Annotated in this window: 27 protein-coding genes and 1 tRNA gene; all 28 read left to right on the forward strand. The window is 40.7% G+C overall.

All coding sequences use genetic code 11. The annotated features are described in order from the left end of the window. On the forward strand, nucleotides 1-270 hold a 270-nt coding region (locus A3I9_RS13500), incomplete at its 5' end, for a hypothetical protein (RefSeq protein WP_042361612.1). A 31-nt stretch (nucleotides 271-301) separates the two neighbouring features. Next, nucleotides 302-436, forward strand: coding sequence for a hypothetical protein (locus A3I9_RS13810; RefSeq protein WP_018377853.1), 135 nt, complete (start codon nucleotides 302-304; stop codon nucleotides 434-436). A gap of 90 nt (nucleotides 437-526) precedes the next feature. Next, nucleotides 527-940, forward strand: coding sequence for a transcriptional regulator (locus A3I9_RS0104465; protein WP_018377854.1), 414 nt, complete (start codon nucleotides 527-529; stop codon nucleotides 938-940). A 225-nt stretch (nucleotides 941-1,165) separates the two neighbouring features. Further along, nucleotides 1,166-1,675 (forward strand): terminase small subunit, encoded by a 510-nt coding sequence (locus A3I9_RS0104470; protein ID WP_018377855.1) that lies wholly within the window; start codon nucleotides 1,166-1,168, stop codon nucleotides 1,673-1,675. Then, nucleotides 1,653-2,930, forward strand: coding sequence for a PBSX family phage terminase large subunit (locus A3I9_RS0104475; RefSeq protein WP_018377856.1), 1,278 nt, complete (start codon nucleotides 1,653-1,655; stop codon nucleotides 2,928-2,930). Before A3I9_RS0104470 ends, A3I9_RS0104475 begins: the two co-directional genes overlap by 23 nt. An 8-nt stretch (nucleotides 2,931-2,938) precedes the next feature. Next, nucleotides 2,939-4,438, forward strand: coding sequence for a phage portal protein (locus tag A3I9_RS0104480; RefSeq protein WP_018377857.1), 1,500 nt, complete (start codon nucleotides 2,939-2,941; stop codon nucleotides 4,436-4,438). Continuing rightward, nucleotides 4,368-6,035, forward strand: coding sequence for a phage minor head protein (locus tag A3I9_RS0104485; RefSeq protein WP_026217328.1), 1,668 nt, complete (start codon nucleotides 4,368-4,370; stop codon nucleotides 6,033-6,035). Before A3I9_RS0104480 ends, A3I9_RS0104485 begins: the two co-directional genes overlap by 71 nt. 1 nt (nucleotide 6,036) lies before the next feature. Then, entirely contained in the window at nucleotides 6,037-6,225 is a 189-nt protein-coding gene (locus A3I9_RS0104490) for a hypothetical protein (protein WP_018377859.1), read from the forward strand. A 52-nt stretch (nucleotides 6,226-6,277) separates the two neighbouring features. Next, nucleotides 6,278-6,520, forward strand: coding sequence for a hypothetical protein (locus tag A3I9_RS0104495; protein WP_018377860.1), 243 nt, complete (start codon nucleotides 6,278-6,280; stop codon nucleotides 6,518-6,520). Nucleotides 6,521-6,555: 35 nt separating this feature from the next. After that, nucleotides 6,556-6,627 (forward strand) — tRNA-Trp (locus tag A3I9_RS0104500). Nucleotides 6,628-6,707: 80 nt separating this feature from the next. Continuing rightward, nucleotides 6,708-7,295, forward strand: coding sequence for a phage scaffolding protein (locus A3I9_RS0104505; RefSeq protein ID WP_018377861.1), 588 nt, complete (start codon nucleotides 6,708-6,710; stop codon nucleotides 7,293-7,295). A 4-nt stretch (nucleotides 7,296-7,299) separates the two neighbouring features. Further along, nucleotides 7,300-8,271 carry a major capsid protein gene (locus A3I9_RS0104510; protein ID WP_018377862.1) on the forward strand — a complete coding sequence of 324 codons (972 nt, stop codon included), beginning with the start codon at nucleotides 7,300-7,302 and terminating at the stop codon, nucleotides 8,269-8,271. A gap of 14 nt (nucleotides 8,272-8,285) precedes the next feature. Then, nucleotides 8,286-8,627 (forward strand): hypothetical protein, encoded by a 342-nt coding sequence (locus tag A3I9_RS0104515; protein WP_018377863.1) that lies wholly within the window; start codon nucleotides 8,286-8,288, stop codon nucleotides 8,625-8,627. A gap of 35 nt (nucleotides 8,628-8,662) precedes the next feature. Next, nucleotides 8,663-9,190 (forward strand): hypothetical protein, encoded by a 528-nt coding sequence (locus tag A3I9_RS0104520; protein ID WP_018377864.1) that lies wholly within the window; start codon nucleotides 8,663-8,665, stop codon nucleotides 9,188-9,190. Further along, complete coding sequence (locus A3I9_RS0104525; RefSeq protein ID WP_018377865.1) at nucleotides 9,190-9,495, forward strand: phage head closure protein; 306 nt, start codon at nucleotides 9,190-9,192, stop codon at nucleotides 9,493-9,495. The genes A3I9_RS0104520 and A3I9_RS0104525 overlap by 1 nt, the downstream gene beginning before the upstream one ends. Further along, nucleotides 9,496-9,900 carry an HK97-gp10 family putative phage morphogenesis protein gene (locus A3I9_RS0104530; RefSeq protein ID WP_018377866.1) on the forward strand — a complete coding sequence of 135 codons (405 nt, stop codon included), beginning with the start codon at nucleotides 9,496-9,498 and terminating at the stop codon, nucleotides 9,898-9,900. Next, nucleotides 9,897-10,265 (forward strand): hypothetical protein, encoded by a 369-nt coding sequence (locus tag A3I9_RS0104535; RefSeq protein ID WP_018377867.1) that lies wholly within the window; start codon nucleotides 9,897-9,899, stop codon nucleotides 10,263-10,265. The genes A3I9_RS0104530 and A3I9_RS0104535 overlap by 4 nt, the downstream gene beginning before the upstream one ends. Further along, nucleotides 10,266-10,871, forward strand: coding sequence for a hypothetical protein (locus A3I9_RS0104540; protein ID WP_018377868.1), 606 nt, complete (start codon nucleotides 10,266-10,268; stop codon nucleotides 10,869-10,871). 11 nt (nucleotides 10,872-10,882) lie between these two features. Beyond that, complete coding sequence (locus A3I9_RS0104545; protein ID WP_018377869.1) at nucleotides 10,883-11,308, forward strand: hypothetical protein; 426 nt, start codon at nucleotides 10,883-10,885, stop codon at nucleotides 11,306-11,308. A 95-nt stretch (nucleotides 11,309-11,403) separates the two neighbouring features. Continuing rightward, a complete protein-coding gene (locus A3I9_RS0104550) occupies nucleotides 11,404-11,613 on the forward strand; it encodes a hypothetical protein (RefSeq protein ID WP_018377870.1) in 210 nt (69 codons plus the stop codon). A 3-nt stretch (nucleotides 11,614-11,616) separates the two neighbouring features. Further along, entirely contained in the window at nucleotides 11,617-14,019 is a 2,403-nt protein-coding gene (locus tag A3I9_RS0104555) for a phage tail tape measure protein (protein WP_018377871.1), read from the forward strand. Continuing rightward, nucleotides 14,016-15,425, forward strand: coding sequence for a distal tail protein Dit (locus tag A3I9_RS0104560; protein ID WP_018377872.1), 1,410 nt, complete (start codon nucleotides 14,016-14,018; stop codon nucleotides 15,423-15,425). Before A3I9_RS0104555 ends, A3I9_RS0104560 begins: the two co-directional genes overlap by 4 nt. 3 nt (nucleotides 15,426-15,428) lie before the next feature. Beyond that, complete coding sequence (locus A3I9_RS0104565) at nucleotides 15,429-19,829, forward strand: hypothetical protein (RefSeq protein ID WP_018377873.1); 4,401 nt, start codon at nucleotides 15,429-15,431, stop codon at nucleotides 19,827-19,829. A 15-nt stretch (nucleotides 19,830-19,844) separates the two neighbouring features. Next, a complete protein-coding gene (locus tag A3I9_RS0104570; protein ID WP_018377874.1) occupies nucleotides 19,845-20,126 on the forward strand; it encodes a hypothetical protein in 282 nt (93 codons plus the stop codon). 2 nt (nucleotides 20,127-20,128) lie between these two features. Further along, on the forward strand, nucleotides 20,129-20,431 hold the full coding sequence (locus A3I9_RS0104575; RefSeq protein WP_018377875.1) for a hypothetical protein: 303 nt from the start codon (nucleotides 20,129-20,131) through the stop codon (nucleotides 20,429-20,431). Between the two features lie 19 nt (nucleotides 20,432-20,450). Further along, a complete protein-coding gene (locus A3I9_RS0104580) occupies nucleotides 20,451-20,732 on the forward strand; it encodes a DUF7365 family protein (protein ID WP_018377876.1) in 282 nt (93 codons plus the stop codon). Nucleotides 20,733-20,734: 2 nt separating this feature from the next. Further along, complete coding sequence (locus A3I9_RS0104585) at nucleotides 20,735-20,920, forward strand: holin (protein ID WP_018377877.1); 186 nt, start codon at nucleotides 20,735-20,737, stop codon at nucleotides 20,918-20,920. Continuing rightward, the gene (locus A3I9_RS12980; RefSeq protein WP_018377878.1) at nucleotides 20,921-21,703 is read left to right on the forward strand and encodes a CHAP domain-containing protein; all 783 of its coding nucleotides are present in this window, start codon (nucleotides 20,921-20,923) and stop codon (nucleotides 21,701-21,703) included. It abuts the gene before it with no gap. Nucleotides 21,704-21,928: the final 225 nt, after the last annotated feature.

Consider the following 21,928-nt stretch of genomic DNA (forward strand, 5'->3'; position numbering starts at 1 on the left):
GAAATGAAAGTAATAGCTAATCCAATTTTTCTAGACGCGTTTGAGTGGGATGGATCAAAAGAAACTTTTGAGAAAATAAAAAAACTCGCAAGTAACATCGAAGATGATGTATATATGCGAGATGGACAATTAGTAGTTTATGATGGTATGTTTGAGGAAGAAGAAGTTGTAAAGATTGGTCATTTTGTTGTTTTTGAAAACGATAAAATCAATACGTATAGTCCTATCATTTTTGAAGTACTATTTCAGGAGGTAGACAATGATACCTAAGTTTAGAGCGGGCTAAGCTTGTGGAGGAGTGATGAACAAAGATAAAAAGCGATATATCAAATGGCTTTGTCGGGAAATTGCAAAAATAGACAGGGAGTGCGAGCGTTTAGCTAAAGAAAAACTAGAATTACAGTTGGAAATGACAAGAATAGGAGGCAAACAATGATTCTGGTGGAAGAACATTAAAAAAAGCCAGCATGCGCTGACTCCTTGTGAATAATAACTACAAATCTATTATATCATAAGGAGAGGCGAGTTGAGAAGGTTAAGTAATGCACAACTAAAAGCATTAGATGAATTACTATTTGATTATGTAAGCATTGATCGTAAGATTGCAGCGCGCAAACTAGAAATTTCAGATATTCCTAATAACGATACTAATGTAGGCGGAGGGAAAAGCAATATCGTTTCTAAGCCCACAGAATCGACCGTAGCGCGTTGGGATAGTGATAGACGTCTAAATAGTCTATATGCACAAAAAGAAGCCGTAGAAAGCACGCTAGACATCTTAGATGACGACTTAACAGAAATCTTCTGGCTTCGTTGGTCTCGTGGGTCGGTAAATACTTGGGAGGCGATAGCATATAAAATGAAATACGACAGAAGTACAATTTACCGTAAGCGGGAGAGAATTTTAGAAATTTTTGCGGATTTTTATGGTTTTTGCTAAAAGATGCGACTTTTATGCCTATTTGTCGCATCGAAAATGAGTTATTATGGTACCATCAAATAATTGGCAGAAGAGATAATCATTTACATAGAGCCTTTTATATAAAGGGAACAGCTATTTAAAAAATCGAACTGCCAATCATCAGACCAACAACCAACAAAAAACTTTTTCTGAGCATTCGCGTTGGTCTGATTTTAATTATAGGATTAGGTCGGTAAGCATACGATGCGCCGGCTTTTTTTGATTGGAGGTGGTGGAAAGTTGAATGAAAGACAGAGACGATTTGCAGATGAGTACATCATCTGCGGGGTAGCGGAGGAAGCTGCAATCAAAGCAGGATATAGTAAGAATTATGCTAGGGCCCAATCACATAAATTGTTGGCAAATGTTGGCATTTCAGAATATATCCAAAATCGTATGGAAGAGTTACAAGACGAGAAGATATTGACTCAAAAACAAGTTTTAGTCATGTTGTCTGAAATTGCTTCCGGTCAAGCCAAGGAGACCGTTGTGGTAACTACGAAAGTGGGAGTGTTGAAAGTCGATCCAGTTAGCGGAAAATCTGTTAAGGTTTATGATGAAATTCCTCAACTTGTTGAATATCCAACCAAGAACAGCGACAGGAACAAAGCTTTGGAATTGCTAGGTAAGCGGTACAAGCTTTGGAGTGACAAAGTAGAAGCAGAAGTTCGTGGAACGGTGGTATTTGCCAATGAAGACGATATCCCGGACTAAACCAAAGATAGATTTTGTTGTAGATTTGCCGACGACAGTAGGCGCGGGATATGGTCAGTTTTGGCGTTCGCGTAACTTTTATAGAGTTGTAAAAGGCAGCCGTGGCTCCAAAAAATCCAAGACAACAGCCTTGAACTTTATTACTCGGTTGTTGAAATATCCTTGGGCCAACCTACTTGTAGTCCGCAGGTACTCTAATACAAACAAGCAATCGACATATACAGACTTCAAATGGGCGTGTAATCAATTAAAGGTTACACACCTTTTTAAATTTAATGAGAGTTTGCCCGAAATCACTGTCAAAGAGACTGGGCAAAAGATTCTATTTCGTGGTCTTGATGATGAGTTGAAGATTACGTCAATTACAGTTGATGTCGGTATTCTCTGCTGGGCATGGTTTGAAGAAGCGTATCAAATTGAAACCGAAGACAAATTTTCTACTGTTGTGGAATCAATTCGTGGGACGTTGGATGTTCCAGATTTTTTTAAACAAATCACGGTTACGTTTAACCCATGGAACGAAAGACACTGGCTGAAACGCGTCTTTTTTGATGACAAGACCAAGCGCTCTGATACGTTATCGCTGACAACTACATATCGGTGCAACGAGTGGCTTGATGATGTCGATAAGCAACGCTACGAAGATTTGTATCATACTAATCCTAGACGGGCTAGAATTGTCTGTGACGGGGAGTGGGGAGTTGCCGAAGGTCTTATTTACGAGAATGTTACGATTGCTGATTTTGATAAAGATGAGTTGCTAAAAGATAAAGTGAATAAACTTTGTCTTGGCCTCGACTTTGGTTTCACTCACGATCCAACGGCGCTGACTGCATCGGTAATCAACGATGAGGCTAAGACAATTTATGTTTTTGATGAGCATTATCAATCAGGTTTGATTACTCGAGAGGTAGCGCAAATGATAAGGGATAAAGGTTATCAAAACTCAACCATCATCGCTGACTGTGCGGAAGGGCGACTAATCGAAGAGCTTAAAAAAGAGCATGGGATTAGACGGATAAAACCAAGCCGGAAAGGTAAAGATAGTGTAATGGCTGGGGTTTCTAAGTTGCAAGGCTATAAGATTATTGTGCATCCAAACCTAAAACATATCATGGATGAATTTTATAGCTATTGTTACCAACGTGACAGAGAAGGTAATTGGCTCAATAAGCCAGAGGATAAAAACAATCACTTGATGGATGCTTTGCGATATAGCTTGCAATGTATCGAATCTAGTGGCTGGCTAGTTTAGGAGGAAGAATGCTACAAACAGAAAATATCACTCGGCTTGTTGCCGATATAAAAACCATGGTCGCAAATGACCGCGCTAGTGTATTAAAGCGAGATATGCGGACTGGTATCAATTACTACAACGGCCGACACGACATTGAGGATTACCGCTTGTTTTATTTTAATAACGAAGGTCAAATCGTCGAAGAGAAATATCGAAGCAACACGAAGATTGCACATCAATATTTTACAGAACTTGTAGATCAGAAAGTCCAATACTTGCTATCTAATCCGATCGAAGTGACAACAGAACAAGTGGGATTGCAAGAATACTTGGATGACTACATTGACGAAGATTTCCAGCTTATGCTGCAGGAACTTGTTGAAGGCGCTAGTCAGAAATCTATCGAATACGTGTTTTGGAAAAAAGACCAGGACAAGCGTATTCGATTTAAAACCGCAGATGCCTTCAAGATTGTGCCGATTTACGACGGATTTTACAATATCGACCAGCTCATCTATTACTACGATGATGAGATTATCATTGATGGCAAACTAAAGACCGTAACCAAAATTCAATTATGGACCAAAGAAGAGGTCTTTTATTTTGTGCAGGTTGACAGTGATGTAAATTTAGATGGCTCTGTCGCAATTAATCCACAGCCCCATATGCTGGCTGAGAAAGGAACAGAAAAGCTGGGTAAAGGCTATGGTCGTGTGCCATTTATCTGCTTGGAAAACAACAAGCAGAAATTGAATGACTTGAAGCCAATCAAAGACCTAATCGATGATTACGACATGATGGCTTGTGCTTTATCTAACAACTTGATTGACTTCGACCATCCAATCTATGCAGTCCGTGGATACGATGGCGATAATCTCGACACGCTTGTAACCAATCTCAAAACTAAGAAGACTGTCGGCGTGGGTGAAAACGGCGGTATTGATGTCATTACTACTAACATCCCAGTTGAAGCACGCAAGGCTAAGTTAGAGATAGACAAAGAGGCTATCTACAAGTTTGGCATGGGCTTTGATAGTTCGCAGACTGGCGATGGAAATATCACCAACGTGGTTATTTTGTCTCGATATAGTCTACTTGACCTCAAATGCAACAAGGCAGAGGTCAGATTGCGTGCGGTTATTAAACAAATGCTAGAGTTGATTGTGGAAAATATCAATGAAATCCACAATAAAACCTATGACACGTCAGATATCGAGATTACAATCACTCGTGATGTGATGGCGAACGAGGTAGACAATGCGAACATGGCCAAAACCGAGGCAGACACTAAGCAGGTGCTGATTGGGAACATCATGACTGCTGCACCACGCTTGGACGATAGGACGGTTTTAGAGCTATTGGCTGGCGTCTTGGAAGTAGACCCGGACGAAGTCGAAAAAGCCTTGGAAGAACAAGGGTATAAGTCCGATTTTAACCAATCAACGGAGGTAGAAGATGGCGGAGCTGAACAAGTTCCAGAAGGAGATAGAGAGCCTGCTGGACAAGTCGGACAAGCTGACGGATAGGAGACTCTATGACCTGTATATCGACACAATAAAAGACCTTAAAAAGTCATTACTTGTCGATTATCAGCGGATAGGTGAGTTGAAATCATCAGAGAAGTTAAAATTAAGCCAAATGACGGCTCTTTTGGAACAGTTAGAACAATCTACCGCAGAACTTAAAAAGGGGCTTAAAAACGAAATTAGAGGGCATTTAGATCATACAGGTCAAATCGCCTATAATGAACTTTTTTACGAGTTTGAAAGCGGGCACGGTGGAATCAACTTCGCCATACTGAAAGAAGATGAACTGCGGACGATTATTGACACGCCTGTTGCGAATTTCAAATTGTCCGAACGTTTGAATGATGGTGTTGCTGAACGCCTAAAAGCGAACATCAAGGACGATTTGACACGCATCTTCCTAGATGGTGCTAGCTATGCTCAAGCATCTGCTAGATTGGCAGAACAAGGGTATAGTTCCTATCGTCGGGCTATGGTCATTACACGTACCGAGGCAGGACGTGTGCAGGCAGTTGCAAGACAAAAAGCCCAGACGGAAGCCGAAAGCCTTGGTATCGAGTTTGAAAAGGTGTGGGTAGCTACTCTTGACGGTCGTACCAGGCACAATCACCAGTTGTTGGACGGTGTCAAAGTCAAGCCGGACGGGTACTTTGAGATAAACGGTCGCAAAACAAAACAACCTCACATGTTTGGGGTTGCCAGTGAGGATGTCAATTGCCGCTGTCGGACGATTTCGAGGCTAAAAAATGACCAGTCAGAGGTGTTGCGCAGAGATAACGAGACTGGTGAGGTAATCCAGTACAAGAATTATCAAGAGTGGGAAAAAGCTATTGATAGGCGTCGTTTTACCATGGGAACCGATGCAGATTACTTGAAATCTGATAAACTGGTTAGCCCCCAAAAGGGCAAACAAGAACTTATCCGTGGTGAGGAAGCTTCCTTTAAGGGACGCAAGGTGTTAAACTCGAAGCACAACCTGTATATCTCTGACAGCCTCGGTTCTGGACGTAAAGCATTTTCTTATTATGAAAATCAGATTGATGAAGTGATGAAAGTAATCAATGTCCCGAAAGGTAGCCCAGCTCCTCGTTTTGTCCTTTATGACGGAGCGCTGGATGTTGGTAAAAAGCACAGCTTCGGAGCGTATGACCCTGCAACAAATACTGTCTTTTTAGACGCTGGCAAAGCGAATGAAAAAGCCATTATCAAACGGCTACAGACTGCGAATAAGAAATGGCTGAAAGATGGGAATGTTGGTAAATTCTTTGCGGTTGATAACGACCCAAGAAGCCCGTTAGTCCACGAGTTAGGCCATTACAAGCATTATATGCACATTGATCACCATGCAAAAGTAAATGGTATTACCTATGCAGAATCAAAGCAAAGATTTAATGCGAAATTACTTGAGTTTCTTGATAAGAAAGGCTATAATGTAGGTACAGATGTTAGCGGTTATGCTCAAGGACATTTGGATGGATATTTTGGAAAATTGAATTCGACAAACGAAATTATATCTGAAGCAAACACATTAGATTTACTAACTACAGACGGGTTTGGTAAAACAATAATAAAATTTTTGGAAAAGGAGGACTGGTAACATGGAGATGGTGATTACTAAAGGAACTAAGATGATGCAAAAAATAGAACCTTGGTTCGAGAAGGAAAATCGATATACAAATCCGCGGTTGAGACCAGATACTCCGCAAGAAATCGTTGAACTTTACGAAAAGTACAAAGAATGGCGTGAAGAATACCAGCGAACAAGTTCAAAATTTGGATTTTATTAAGCACCTAGAGCGATCTAAGTGCTTTTTTTGTACTCAAAAACAGGAGGTAAATATGAAATATCGTAAGAAACCAGTAGTAATTGAAGCGATTCAGTGGACTGGAGAAAATTATAGGGAGCTTATCCAGTTCGCTAAATCTGATATTTGGTTTGATGATTTAGGTACGCTTTGGATTGATACACTTGAGGGAGATATGATAGCTAAAAAAGGTGATTATATCATCAAAGGTATCCAAGGTGAGTTTTATCCATGTAAACCGGATATCTTTGCAGAAACCTATGAACTAGCTGAATAATTTAACCGTATGGAATCCCATGCGGTTTTCTTTTTGCGCTCTTTGTCTAGAGGTTAAGATATCGGTCTCCAAAACCGATGACGCAGGTTCGAATCCTGCAGAGCGTGTACCCAAATTGTCACAGGGTATATTGTGACAACTCCCACAGGGGGAGAGCCCCTAATAAAATCTATGGAGGTAGCCAATAATGGATTGGTTAAAAGAACTTATTGAGAAACATACTGCAGATGGAAAAACAGACATTGATGCGGTCATGAACGCAGCGAAAGAAGAATTTCCAAAGCACGCTGTCCCTAAAGATGTATATAACGAACAGGCTGAAAAGCTAAAAGTAGCTAACAGCACGCTTGATACGTTGAAGAAATCCAATAAGGACAACGAAGAACTGCAGAATGAGCTGAAAACGTACAAGGATAAAGTCACACAGCTTGAAGCGCAGGCGAAAGAGTCAGCCAAGCAGCAAACAATCAAAGATGCTCTGACAAATGCCAAGGCGACAGATGTGGACTATCTCATGTACAAACTAGGCGAGGTTGAAGTGGATGAAAACGGGGCGATTAAAGACCTTGAAAATAAAATCAAGGATTTACAAACAAATCACCCAACATTTTTCCAAACTACAGACTCAGCCCCAGACAACAACGGCTTCAAGTCGTTAGGCGGTGCAGACTTGCCAGATGGTAAGCGTACAAATAATCACAATATCGCTTCGGCGATTGGAGATAAATCAGTTAATTTAACTGAATTTTTGAAACAACAAGCAAAAGGAGACTAATTAAATGACAAAAGAAGTTACTAAAATTTTAGATACTATCACACCGGAAATTTACAATGCTTATATGCAACAATATACTGCAGAAAAATCACTCATTGTAAACTCTGGTATCGCTATTGCAGACGAGCGTGTATCTGAAATGATTACAGCAGGGAATACTTTGGTAAACATGCCATTTTGGAATGATTTGACTGGAGATGACGAAGTTCTTGGTGATGATGTCGAACTTGGAACAGGTAAAATCACGGCAGGAAAGGATATCGCTGCAGTTATGTACCGAGGACGCGGATGGGCAGTCAATGAGCTTTCCGCTGTAATTTCTGGTGATGATCCAATGCGCGCGCTCTTATCTCGAATCGGCGATTACTGGCTGCGTCAAGAGCAGAAAGTATTGTTATCAGTTCTAAAAGGCTTGTTTGCGGTAGGTGGACCTTTGGAGTCGACTCACTTACTAAATCTTGCAAATAAACCTATTACTGCGTCAGAAGTGCTCAATGCTAAGCAATTGCTTGGTGATGCTGCGGATAAAATCAAAGTTATTGTAATGCATTCTGCTGTGTATACAAAATTGCAAAAGGATAACTTGATTTCGTATATTCAGCCTACTGATGCAAAGATTGACATTCCTATTTATCAAGGATATCGTGTAATTGTAGATGATAGCAATGCTCCAACTGGCAACGAGTACACAACATACTTGCTATCTGAGGGGGCATTTGGTCGCAACACTGGTACGCCTGAAAAACTTACTACTTTTGAAAAAAATCGTGTTGCTTCCAAAGGTATTGACGAAGTCTATACACGTCGTGCGTTTGTTTTTCATCCATACGGTGTGAAGTTTACTGATGCGACTGTGTCTGGAGAAACACCATCAAATGCGGAGCTTGCGACAGCTAATAACTGGTCTAAAGTTTACGAAGATAAGAATATCGGTATTGTTGCAATCCGCCACTCGCTAGGTACTGATCAAGTCTAAGAAGGGGCGACTATATGAAAAAATTTATTGTAGTTGATTCCTTTTTTGACACAGAAGATGAAGACGTTCACTATCCTGTCAACTCGATTTATCCACGAGAAGGTTACTTACCATCTGAAGAACGCATTGCTACTTTAGAGAGTGCAAGGAACAATAAAGGAACAATCTTAATCAAGCCTTTGATTGAACTTCCCGCGAAGGAAGTGAAACAGGTTGACAATGAGGAGCAGGAAACTGTGACGTTCGACCGTGATGCCATCAAAGCTGAATTGGACGCATTAGGTGTTACCTATGCCAAAAATGCAAAAACTGAAATTCTAGCTGAATTGCTAGCAGCGCAAAAACAAGGGGAGTAGTCAGCTACTCTCCTTTTATTTTTAGGAGGTAGACAATGATTATCACTCTTGAGGAAGCACAGAAACTAGACTCAAAGGCTACACAGGAGACTTGCAATGGTCTAGAAGCAATGGTCCGAAAGGTCACCAACAATAATTTTCAAGCTATCAAGTTCAGATGCCATGGACTGACCTTGGACGGAAACACGGTCAAGACGAAAAGTCGGACAGATATTTTCAAAGCAGGCGACACCGTAGAAATCAACGGGACAGATTTCAATGACGGTCTATATACCGTTAAAAACGTTTCTGATGGCTCTATTGAGTTGGACGGGGATTTATTCACCGAAACTCAAACAGGGGCTATTTTGACAAAAATAAGCTATCCTGCGGATGTTTTAGAGGGGGTCAAGAAGTTACTGGCTTATGACGCTAAAATGTCCGAAAAAATTGGCCTCAAATCCGAGACGATTGCACGTTGGTCTGTGACTTATTATGACGTGACTGCTGCCGAAAGTTCTGAGGGGTATCCAGTAAGTCTGCTTGGCTTTTTGGATAAATACAGAAAATTGAGGTGGTCTTGATGCAGGTATTTTACGTTTTAAAACAAACTGAAGCAGGCGAAAACGACCTTGGCCAGACTGTTACAGAGTTTACTAAGACAGCAGTCTTTGCAGGCTATATGGATATGTTGAGTGGCACAGAATCCACGAACAAGTTGGCAGTACTAGAAGATAGTACACACGTCATCTTGACTAAGGACATGACTGTAGATGTCAGTAAGTATGACCACATTGACACACTTGGAAAGACTTATGAAGTCACATATGTGGACAACCCTGTCAACATCGGACATCACCTTGAAATCTACGTCAAGGCGGTGGGTTAGATGCAATTTAAAGACAATTCGAAACAAGTTAAAGCTGAAATGGAACGACTAATTCTGAAAGGGTTGACTGAAGCAGCAATGCTTGTTGAAGGCCAAGCTGTTTTGCTTGTCAGAGCAAATACAGGGGCTTTGAGAGATTCCATTGGCTATAAGGTCAATGCTGATGAATTGGTAGCTTATGTTGGTACCAATTGCGAATACGCAATCTACGTTGAATTTGGTACGGGTGAATTTGCGGAAGCAGGGAACGGTAGAAAAGGCGGTTGGATTTACCAAACAGCAGACGGGAAAGTTTACTTTACTTACGGTATGCCTCCTGATCCGTATCTTAGACCTGCTTTTCGACAAAATCAGAAACAGATACAAGCCATTTTCGTTAATTTGTTAGGGAGGTTAGGTAAATGAGACCAGTTATCAAAGAGATTTTGAAACAACTGAAAGAGGTACACTCTGAAAGTTACTACTTGATGAACTCAAAGAAAACGGTCGTATATCCGTATCTGGTATTCTCAACCAACCTCACGAACATCGACCGCAATGCTGACGGTTGTTACTTAGATATTGATATTTTCGATAATAAAGGCTTTAACCAGTCAGACATTGAGACAATGGCACAAGAGATCAAACGACACTTTGAGCATCTAGACATCATGCTTGAAGATTGCTATATGCGTATGCAGTTCCAAGGATTGCAGAATGTCCCGACTAATTCGGATACTTTGCAAAGACGGAATCTGCGTTTTTATCTAAAAATAGATTGGAGAAATTAAATGGGAGAAAAATCAGCTGTAAAGCGTACAGGCTATACAAAGAACACGCCTAAGCATTACCTTATTAATGCTGGGGCAGTTTACAAAAATCTTACTTGGAATAAAGAAAAATCTCAGTGGGAAGGTGAACTTCTCGGAGCAACTGCAGGCGGTAACAAAGCCACTATTGAGCAGAATCACCGTGTCGTTGATATTGACGGTGTTTTCGTTCCTGCGGTTGGTCAGAAATTGCTTGAAAGCCAATCAATGAAGATTGAAACGAATGTCAAGGAATTGACGGCGGAAAATATCCGGTTGTCTATCAACGGATCCATTGAAGAAGCAGATGGTACAGATGCGCCAAGCGGCTATAAAGTCATTACTGGTAAGCCTAAGTTGGAAGATACAGACTACATTGAGAACCTTGGTATCGTTGGCACTATGTCCGGTACAGATGACCCAATCATCGTTATCATTGACAACGCTCTTTGCACGTCTGGTCTCGATTTTGAAACCAAGGATAACGAAGAAGCGGTTATTGCAATGACATTTGAAGCACATGCTGATGCAGGGCAAGTCGAAGATTTGAGTTTGCCGGGTCGCATTTACTTCCCGAATATTGCTTAAAGGAGGATTAAATGGCTGATTTAAAAATGCGAGAACTGAACGGGGGCGACATCTTTACGATGTTGTCCATCATCGGCAAGTTAGACATCAAGGAAGAGGTCGTAGCGCTTATTGAACGTCAGTATGGCACAAATCAAAAGGTGGTAGAGCTGTCTGACCACAAGAGCAAGAAACCAACCAAAAAAGAGCAGGAAGAAGCCTCTCTTGCTATTGAAAAGCGTGGTATGGTACTAGTTACTGATATTGGATTTGCGATTTTGCGACATGTCGGTGATGCCAAAGATGATGTCAATCGCTTTTTAGGAGACTTGACTGGAACTAGTCAAAAGGAAATCGAAACTTTGAGTATGCTTGATTACTCAAAATTACTTGTTGATTTTGGGAAAAAGGCGGAACTCAAAGATTTTTTCCAATCTATTGCTTCGCTATTGGATTAGATGTCAACAAGCTAAAAGATATACTCTTCAAGCGCTATGGAAATCCAAAGACACTCTTAGAGACACAAACTTTGAGGGAGTCTTTGGACTTTTTTATGTATTTACTTGACGAACAAGACAAGGAAGAATTAACAGATATTTGGAAATCCAAAGATGTTGAGATGTCACTATCTGACTTTATCAATAAATACTCGAAGAAAAACTATATCAAAAAGCAAGAAGAGCGTAAGCAAAGTAAAGAAAAAGACGATGAGGCTATCAAACTGGCTGAATCTATCTTGAAAATTGGGGTGAAAGGAGGGTAAAACGTGAACATTTTTGAATTGTTCGGAAAAATCGGGATTGATAATAAGCCAGCGAATAAGGCAATTGACGAAACTGTTGGAAACGCTGAAAAAGGCCACGGAAAACTATCGGCAATTTTTGGAAAGATTGGTCAAGTTGCGGTAAAAGCTGGAAAAGTCATGGCTACCGGTTTAGCGGTAGGAGTGACGGCGCTTGCGACATTGAGCGGTGTCGCTGTTAAAAGCTATGCTGATTACGAGCAACTGGTCGGCGGTGTTGAGACATTGTTTGGCGCTGGTGGAAAGTCATTAGAAGAATATGCTCAATCAGTCGGAAAGAGTGTGGCTGATGCTTCGGCAGAGTATGACAAGCTCATGAATGCGCAAAATACGGTCTTGAAGAACTCTAAAGATGCGTATCGGACAGCGGGTCTATCAGCAAATGCGTACATGGAGACCGTAACATCGTTTAGTGCCTCGCTTATCCAATCCGTGGGCGGAGATACCGAAAAAGCTGCCAAGCTTGCTGACCAGACAATCGTTGATATGTCGGATAATGCGAATAAGATGGGGACCTCGATGGAACTCATCCAAAATGCATATAATGGTTTTTCTAAGCAAAATTATACGATGCTGGACAACCTAAAACTTGGTTACGGCGGTACCAAGGAAGAGATGGAGCGATTGCTTGCTGATGCTGAAAAAATCAGCGGAATCAAGTATGACATATCCTCTTTTGCAGATGTTACCGAAGCCATCCACGTCATGCAAGAAAAAATGGGGATTGCCGAAACAACTTCAAGAGAAGCTTCTAGCACAATTTCCGGTTCGATTGGAATGGTAAAAGCTGCTTGGGAGAACTTTCTCGCCGGCATGTCAGACCCAGACCAAGATTTCAGCGCATTAGTTGGCAATCTAACTGATTCAATCAAGATTATGCTTGATAACATAATCCCTCGAATTGTCCAAACTCTCCCAAGGCTCATATCTGGCTTGTCGTCAGTCATACAGACATTGGCTGGATATTTACCAGGTATACTTAGTCAACTGTTGCCCGCTCTTACAAGTGGAGCAACTGCACTTATATCATCGTTGATTGCTACTCTACCAGTTTTATTTAATACACTACTGACTGATGTCTTGCCACAAGTGGCGACTACTTTTGTCGGATTCTTTGACAAACTTTTTGCTGGACTTCCAGAGCCATTTCAAGGACTGTCCACAACATTTGATAATTTAAAATCAATCTTTTCTGACGTTGGTTCCATGCTATCGGATTTTATATCTGGTTTTACAGGAATTGATAGCGGAAAAGAGTCAATTGATCGGCTCAAAGATGTATTGAGTGGGGTGTCTGACTTCCTAGCAGAAGCGACAGGCAAAATCAAAGACTTTGTAGACTGGTTCCAAAAAGGTGGCCCTGCAGTTGATGCATTGAAATCAGCCGTTGTAGGTGTCACAACTGCGTGGACGGCTTACAAGGTGGTAGCTGGCACTATACAAGCGATTGAAACTGTAAAAAATACGCTTCTTGCAGTCGGAAATGGCTTGATGTTAGCACGATTCGTCCAAAGTGGTGCTTTGACTGCCGCGGAAGCGACACAAGCAGCAGCGACAATGGGTGCAACAGGAGCATTTACAGCTTTCAATGCAGTTCTTTCGGTCAATCCTATTTTCTTAGTTGTTGCAGCAATCGCTGCACTTGTAGCCGGTCTTGTTTGGTTCTTTACACAAACAGAAACAGGACGGAAAATGTGGTCTAGCTTTATGTCTTGGTTGTCGTCAGCGTGGTCAACTGCAGTGGCGACAGGTAAAGCACTTTGGGAAGGTCTTGGCTCTTTCCTCTCTGGTTTATGGAGCGGAATTGTTTCGACAGCGACAGGAGCCTGGGATAGATTAAAAAACATGATTTCCGACAAAATCAATGCTGCTAAAAACATAGTTTCAAATGTAGTCGAGGCTATCAAAGGTATATTTAACTTTAGCTGGAAGTTGCCGGATATTAAAGTACCACATTTTAATGTAAGTGGAGGGGAACCACCGTTCGGATTGATGGGGAAAGGTTCGTTGCCTCGTATCGGCGTTGAATGGTACGCAAAAGGTGGTATCATGACTGCTCCGACCATGTTCGGCATAAATGGTAACAATGCTATGGTTGGTGGAGAAGCTGGTGACGAAGCTATTTTGCCACTGAACAGCAAAACACTGGGCGACATTGGTATCGGCGTCGCAGAAACAATGCGATTAGAACAAGAAGAAATTCTACAAGCTCTATATACCATTATTGAATTGTTAGAAAAACTTTTGCAGAAGAATCCGAATATTATGCTTGATGGAGATAGTATAGTTGGTAACATTTACTCTAAAGTTAAAACCAAAATCAATAGGGAACAAGCAATATTAGATATGTTTGGAGGTAGCGTTTGATAAATTATCATGATATATCTTACAACGGAATTTGGTTAGCCGAGCGCTTCAGGGGGAATGTAATCATTTCTTCGACCATTCCGCAAGGAATTGACGAAAACGGAGGCCGGACAATCGAAGTACCGATTGAGATTGCAGACAATGTCTTAGACACAATCGATATGCTTAACGACATTTTCCGTGAAAAAAATAAACGTTTAATTTTAAAGGTGCAGCCGGACAGGTACTATATTGCTTCGATTACTGAAAACATTACTCCTACTAGCGCAATGAGAAATGCAAGGTTAACCCTTAAATTCTATGCAGATGAAGGTGAGGCCTATTCAACCAACGCTATTACGAAAATCTTTCAAAATCCTACCGAAATGGTTTTAACAAACCCTGGCACTGCTGATGCGTACCCTATAATCTCAGTTAAGCACAGCACTGACAATGGCTATCTAGCCCTTTACAATGAGACCGGAGCCTTTGTTGCTGGCAATCGTGAAGATATTGACATGGACGAAAAACCAGCAAGAAAGATACTGATGAAGTCAAGTACATCCTTTAGTGGGAAAGCAGTTACAAGTACTCCTACAGGAGATTTAGCAGGAGGAACTCTCAAAGTAGCAGCTAATGGAGAAGTAACCTTAGCTGCAAAAGGTGGTTGGGGTGATGGAAAACATTGGGCTGGTGGCTTCAACGTGTTTCCAATCGAATCTTCAAGTGCTGGTGTTGGTACCCAGCGTTTTTATTCTCGCTTCCAGGTCGCTGCAGAGACTGGAAAAACTAGTCAGACGGGGCTTCTAAAGGTTATCTATATGGATGCAAATAACCGAATTGTTGCTATGTATGAGGTCCATAAAGCTTCAACAAGCAAAAATGAAGCGGATTTTCTCATGTCTTATGGCGGAAATAGTTTTAGACGGTTTAAGAATTTTAAGTTTACTCCTTCCAATAAAGAAAAGGAGAATCCGTTCAGGACAAAGACACACGGCTCTATTGATTTCGAAAAAATTGGCGCCAAGCTGCGCTTTTTTTGGTGGGGTAAGTATTATGATCTCGTTGTGCCAGAATTGGCAGATGTAGCCATTGCTAAAGTCGGGATTTGGATTGGTCAGTATGGTACGCGAGATTTGATTGCCAACCATTATTTCACCGTCCTAAAATTAAAATCTATGATGTGTGAGATTACTAATAACGATAAAATTTCGGGTGTCAAAAATTTATTTTTGGCTGGCGATGTTTTTAAATTGGACAATGGCACAACAGACATCACGATTAATGATTATCCACGAGCAGATTTATTTTCGATTGGCGGATCGTTTTTGCGATTACCGCCGGGAGAAAGCAAACTGTACCTCCAAAAATCGGAGTGGTCAGGGGACGTAGAAGTAACTGTAGAAGTAAAAGGAAGGTGGTTATAAAATTTGTTAATTATCATCCATAATCGGCAAATGGTTAAGACTGGTTTTTTGTCAGACGATATACCAGGAGCAGTTAAATTTAAAGCAGACAAGTGGCATCGATACCGCTCAAATGGCTTGAGCACCTTTAATTTTTCAGTTTCTAAATCTGATCCACGATATCAAAACATCAAACTTGAGGAAGCTAGCTATTTTAGTTTTGTTTACAAAGGAAGGAGCTATCTCTTTACGATTATCGGCGTTAAAGACTCATCTGTAACAACACACATCCAATTTGAAACAGTAGACAACAACGCAGACATTGTCTATGAGGAAGCTCCAAGCATCGATAACAAGGATAGTCATGACATAATTTGGTATCTTGAGCGGTCAGGCTTGACTGGTAATAGTCAGCTTAAAATAGGTATAAATGAGCTTGCAGGCGTCAAACGTACTCTCAAGTATGATAGTACGAATGATACTAAAATTACTCGTCTACAGGACATCATGGCTAGCTTTGATGCAGAATTTGAGTTTGAAACAGTCTTATCTTATGATGGGCCAATACAAGAGACATTAATACATATCTATCGAGAGCATGACGACAGATATCAAGGAGTTGGTCGTAGACGTGACGACTTACCACCTCTCATGTCCGAGACGGGGTTAGAGGTTGTGGAGCGTGATATTGATTATAAAGGTATTTGGACCGCAGTAAAGGTTACTGGAAAAGACAATCTCAACTTTACCAATCAGTCTGCCAAAATCTACAATACAGATGGCCAAGTCGAGTTTGAAAAGGTGGCTGGTGATCAATATTATCGAGCGGTACTTGCTGCACGACTTTTTCCAAGCAATGCGAAGCAGGCAGGAGTGGAAATCGCAACTTACCGAGAGAAAACACTCACGACAGATTACACTAAGCAAGACCAACTTATGAATCACGGTCTCAAGTTTTTGCAGGCAAATGCTTATCCAAAAATCACTTTTAGTGCAAAAGCTCGGTCTAGCTTGGTTCGCAACCAGCGGTTTGACCTTGATTTAGGTGATACCTGGAAGATGCAGACTGATAAACTACGCAATGATGATGGTAGCCAATTGTTACTCGAGTTCCGAGTTGACGAAATCGAGATGAGCTTTACCGAACCAAACGTAGACCAGCTTACATTTAGTAACTTTAAAAAACTCAAAAGTCACATCAGTGATGACTTGCAAGCTATGGTAGATAAGCTTGTCGCAGACCGCTTACCATACACGCTTGATTTGGCAACCGATAACGGTACTGTGTTTAAAAATGGCACTGGCAATAGTCTTATAACCCCAATACTTAAAAGAGGCACAGAAAGGATTTCTGGGGCCTCTTTTGTTTGGACAGTTGGCAATGACACTCAAACCGCTCAAACCTACAGCATCGCTGCTGAAAATGTCAATGGCACGCAACTAGTAAGTGTTGAAGCTATTGTCGATGGTCAGTCGGTCGCAAAATCGGAAATCACATTTACGGATGTGACCGACGGCAAGACAGGAGCAGGTATCAAGTCTGTCAAAACTCTCAACAAACTGTCTGCTACCAACACGGCAAACAAGGACGGTACGTTTGCAGAAACAAAGCCTAATCCAACTAAGGCCGAGCCGTATGTCGTGAGCTACACTAAAACTGAGTTGACAGATGGAACAACGATTGAGACACCAGCGACTGTCACGGAAGTGAGAAATCCAGAATTTGATGACCTTGGTAAAAAAATAACAGATGTGAAGTCTCAGGTAGATGATGCTAAACAAGATCATGACCGGCAAGTGGCAGAAATTCGAGCGCAGGCAACAGATGCTGCAAGTCTAGCAAGCCAAGCACAACAAATTGGCAATCAAGCAAAAGCAGATGCAGCTAACGCATATCGTACTGCTGCACAAGCTAAAACAGATGCTATTGAGGAAGCAACTAGACTAAATACTGCACTTGCTGGTCGTGTTGATACTGTAGAGAAAACTGCAAATGGTACTAAGACCACAGTTTCCAATTTATCCAAAACAGTAAATGAGCAAGGTCAATCAATATCCACTCTTACAACGAAAACTAATGAGGTCCGAACCTTAGCTGATGGCACTAAGAGGACTGTTGACTCTTTGAGCACAACTGTTGGCACACACGGCACAAGTATTGATAACATAAATAAAAAAACAAAAACAATTGAAGATGGTTTGAGTGGAATTACCGAAAAGTACGAGAATTTACAAGTTGGCATACGAAATATTTTAAAAGGAACTCGAGATTTATCTGGAAATAATAGTAAAAACTTTAATACTTCAGATAAATATGGGGACTTCAACATTGCTCGTTCCAGACCGACTTCCGGTTATAATGATACTTTTACTGCAACAACAGAACCACTAACTAATACTGAGTATATTATCAGCTTTTTTGCTAAGTCTGATGTAAACAATGCAACATGCGTATGTCATTTTTATTCACCAAATACGACCACATATGTCGAAACAAGTACAGGATATATTAAAGATATAAAACCCGATGGATATGCAGTTGTGAAATTATCAACCGAATGGAAGCGGTATTGGGTTAAATATAAACAAACTGTATCGACACCACCATCTGCTAAACAAGTTATTATCGGTCGCAATAACACTGCTGACGGAATAAAATCTATCGAAATTGCTGGTGTGGCGATGTATGAAGGTCATGCCACTAAAGAATATTTTGATGCTCCTGAAGATTCTAAGGCTGTTTTAGATAACATCACTCACGAAGTAGCAGAATATAAACGAACCAATGACGAAGCACTTACGTCTTTGCGAAAAACCGTAACAGATGAAACTAAAAGGATAGATGATGTTTCATCTAGTTTCCAACAAACTGTAAAAGGTTTTGAAACCAAAATCATCGAAACTCAAGGCATGATTCCTACCGGAATTAATCAAAATTTATTTGACTTTGATTTAAAAAAAGCCACGTTATCACCTAGCAATCAAAAAATTGAAGAAATTTCAGACGGTTGGATTGAAATCACAATTGCGAAAGCCTGGTCTGGTTTTAGCTGGAGGGTACCTGATTATATTGACATCAATAAGAAACAATATACAGTTAGTTACGAAGCGTATTTGGTTGATACGATTGCACAGAAAGGTCGATTAGAGAGTGACTTTGGTATCCCTGACCAATTAACTGAAATTAATAAAGAACCGAAACGGTATGTTGTTGTTTTAAATAAACCAAGCATGTTTGTAGGTTATCTGAATTTTAAAGTCAATTTATCGGAAGTTGGGAAAAAATGGCGTATCCGAAACATAAAACTCGAGGAAGGGGTAGAAGCTACACCATATATACCAACGTTTGCGACCACAACAAAATTTAACGTCATTGAAGAAACTGTAAACGAGCACAAACAAACTATTGGGGACGGAACTGCTATATCTCAAGCTATCCAGTCAGCAGGCAAGTATGAACGGTCAATTGCGATAGGTGGCGATTTATATCAAGCGATTGAGACAGCTAAAGGGTTGTTGCAGGAGGTCAGTGGTAAAGACGGTCTAAAAACTCAAATGACTCAACTACAAAACTCGTGGGCCATCAAGTATTTGACGGACGCAGGCACAATCCTTAGTCAAATCAATCTTAACAAAGATGGCACCGTAAAAATTGATGGTAAGCTAGTACAGATTACTGATGGAACCTACATTAAAGATGGTGTGATTACAGCCGATAAACTCGACGTCAAAAAACTCTCTGCCATCATCTCAGACTTGGGGGAAATCACAGGTGGTACTATCACATTGTCCAAACATCACCCAGAGGATGTTGGCTATGTTTTTGTAAAAAATGCAGAAAAAGGCAATGTGACGTATGATATTGCACAAGTCGAGCCGTATACGATACCAGCGCATGACACGGATATGTTAATAACTGACAACAATATCATAATAAATGGCCCACTAATGAAACTGTCAAAAACCAGCCCAGTGGATAGTCATATAGTAACTATACTAAGAAGCAAGGGATTGCATTTTCGGATGGATTCCGGGACTATTAATCGTGAAAAGCGGGATATCGGGATTGATATATATGGGATGTTGATTGACGGCGACCTTGATTTAAAAATTGAATCATCGGGTAACGTAGAAATCAACGCTAAAAATTACTCCACGTATCTTAATCCTTCGAAAAATATAAAAGTTGTGCGTCAAGGTGGAACGATGAGTGTTTGGTTTGATGTCACATCGAACACAACAGGCAATTACTACATCGGCAATTTGCCAAAAGGTTTTAGACCAGCCAGTGGATCTCAAGAGCTCGTGGCGGAATGGGATACAGGTGCATTAAAACGTATCCAAGTGGATGCACAAGGGAATTTGACTATTTTAGGAGCAAACAAAGGTAAACGCTACTGTACAACACTAACATTAATTTGTTAAAAGGAGGACGATTAAATGATACCTTACATCATTGAGACTGATGAAACTGTACACATCAGCGGTGCAGTCAAATCAACAAAGTCCGGGGATATTTACCTTGGAAAAATCAAAGGCTGGGACGGCAGACGTCTGATGTTTCCGACCGTCGCTTGGTCTCGTAATCGTGGATTAGACAGAGTAGTTCAAATCGATGAGCGAGGCCTTGTAAATATTTTAGATAGTGTCAAGGGCACTACTTACACATTTGACAAAAAACTTGACCTTTTTAAGTGGGTCCCAGAAAAGAGAGGTAAATAAATATGGCAGAATCAAAAACAGAAACAGTATTTGTAATCAAAAATCAGCTTGGCGAATTTTTGGAATTTAACTCATTTACAGGATTACGTAATTGGACCACAGAGTACAGCGAGCGTTGTGGATTTGCGACTCAAAACGCTGCAACACTTTACTGTCGCAATTTAATAGCAGATGCAAAAGTCCACGGTATGAACATGGAATTTGACGTGTTTAAACATAGCAATACCATCACCGAAATGGATGTGACAATTCCGGACAATCAACTGGAAGCATATGGCTTGCCAAAAGTCACGGGCGAGGCGTAGTTCGTAGGAGGAGTAATACTTGAAACCTGAATATCAACTAATTGTTACTTTGGCAGGTTTTTTTGTCACAGTCTATGGCTTTTACAATGTGTTGCGTGCCAAAGCTATTGAGCAGGCAACTAAAATAAACACATTGGAGCTGAAGGTCTCATTTCTTGAGAGAACTATTCAGGAGCATACACGACGACTAGATGATCACGATAATCAAAATCGGGCATTGGTCGCTATGACTGAACAAATTAAAAACCTGACGGAAGACATGAAAGAAGTAAAAGCAATGATGAAAGAAAGGAGTTATTAAACATGGATAAATATTTGCGAAAACTAGGTGTAAAGGTAGTTAAGACAGTAGCACAAGCTGCGCTAGGCGTTATCGGCTCGACCGCTCTATTGTCAGAAGTAAATTGGCAAGTAGTTCTGTCTACCGCCTTATTATCTGGTATCGTCTGCGTATTGATGAATCTAGCAGATTTGAAGGAGGAAGAATAGATGGTTACAGCAAAAGAAGTAGTTGCCTATTCAACTTCTTTGGTGGGCAAAAAAGTAAAGGTTCCTACGAATCCCTATGGGGGGCAATGTATCGCTTTGATAGACCATATTGTTCAACATTTTACGAACGGCGAGAAGAACCTAGCCTATACTAATGCGAAGGACGGTCTTGGGAAAGCTAAAAGCCAAGGGCTAGAAGTTGTTTACAATGACACGAACAATCCAAATCTAATCCCTCAAGAAGGAGATTTCTTTGTTTGCCGATGGGATTCTAGCGACGAATTTGGGCATATTGGGATTGTAGTTTCTGCCGATGTTAACGGTATGCATACGATTGAACAGAATATCGACGGTTGGCTGGACGAAAACGGAGACGGTATCAACGACCAATTACAAGTAGGCGGTGGAGGATATACTCGTAAACACTATCGCAATTATCAAGGTGTTATAGGCTGGTTTAGACTACCTTACACAACAAGTACAAAAGAATCAGCAGAAGCTGAAAAAGAAGTAAAATCATTAGGAGGAACAATTATGTTTGTAGTAAAATTGATGGAAGACCACGACAACAAGAATAAGAAGGGAGATTTCTTCTTGTTCAACGTTTTGAATAAAAAGTATATACACGTTAGTCCTGCACAGTATGCGTTAATCGCTCCGCTTATTACCGCTGGAGCGATTCCAGAAGTGAAGTCTTATAAAGTAGCACCACATTTCACAGCAATTGTTACCAAAGGGAAATTTGCCCCAGGTACTTGGGATCAAGTTTATAACGGAAAATAAGAATCAGCCTCGGCATTTGCCGGGGCTTTTTTTGTTTGCAAAAAAAAGACCTTGTCCAGAGGTCGAAATAGCACTTCCCAGCTTTTGATTTAATACGTTTTTTAATACGTTGTTATGTGATTGACAGCAATTGACTAGATATTGTAATTTGATAAAACCTTGATTTTACGACTATTTTGGTATTGATTGTAATTGATTGGATATCAAACGGGAATTGTAGCATAA

The sequence above is a fragment of the Streptococcus ovis DSM 16829 genome (genome assembly GCF_000380125.1).
Classification (GTDB): Bacteria; Bacillota; Bacilli; order Lactobacillales; family Streptococcaceae; genus Streptococcus; species Streptococcus ovis.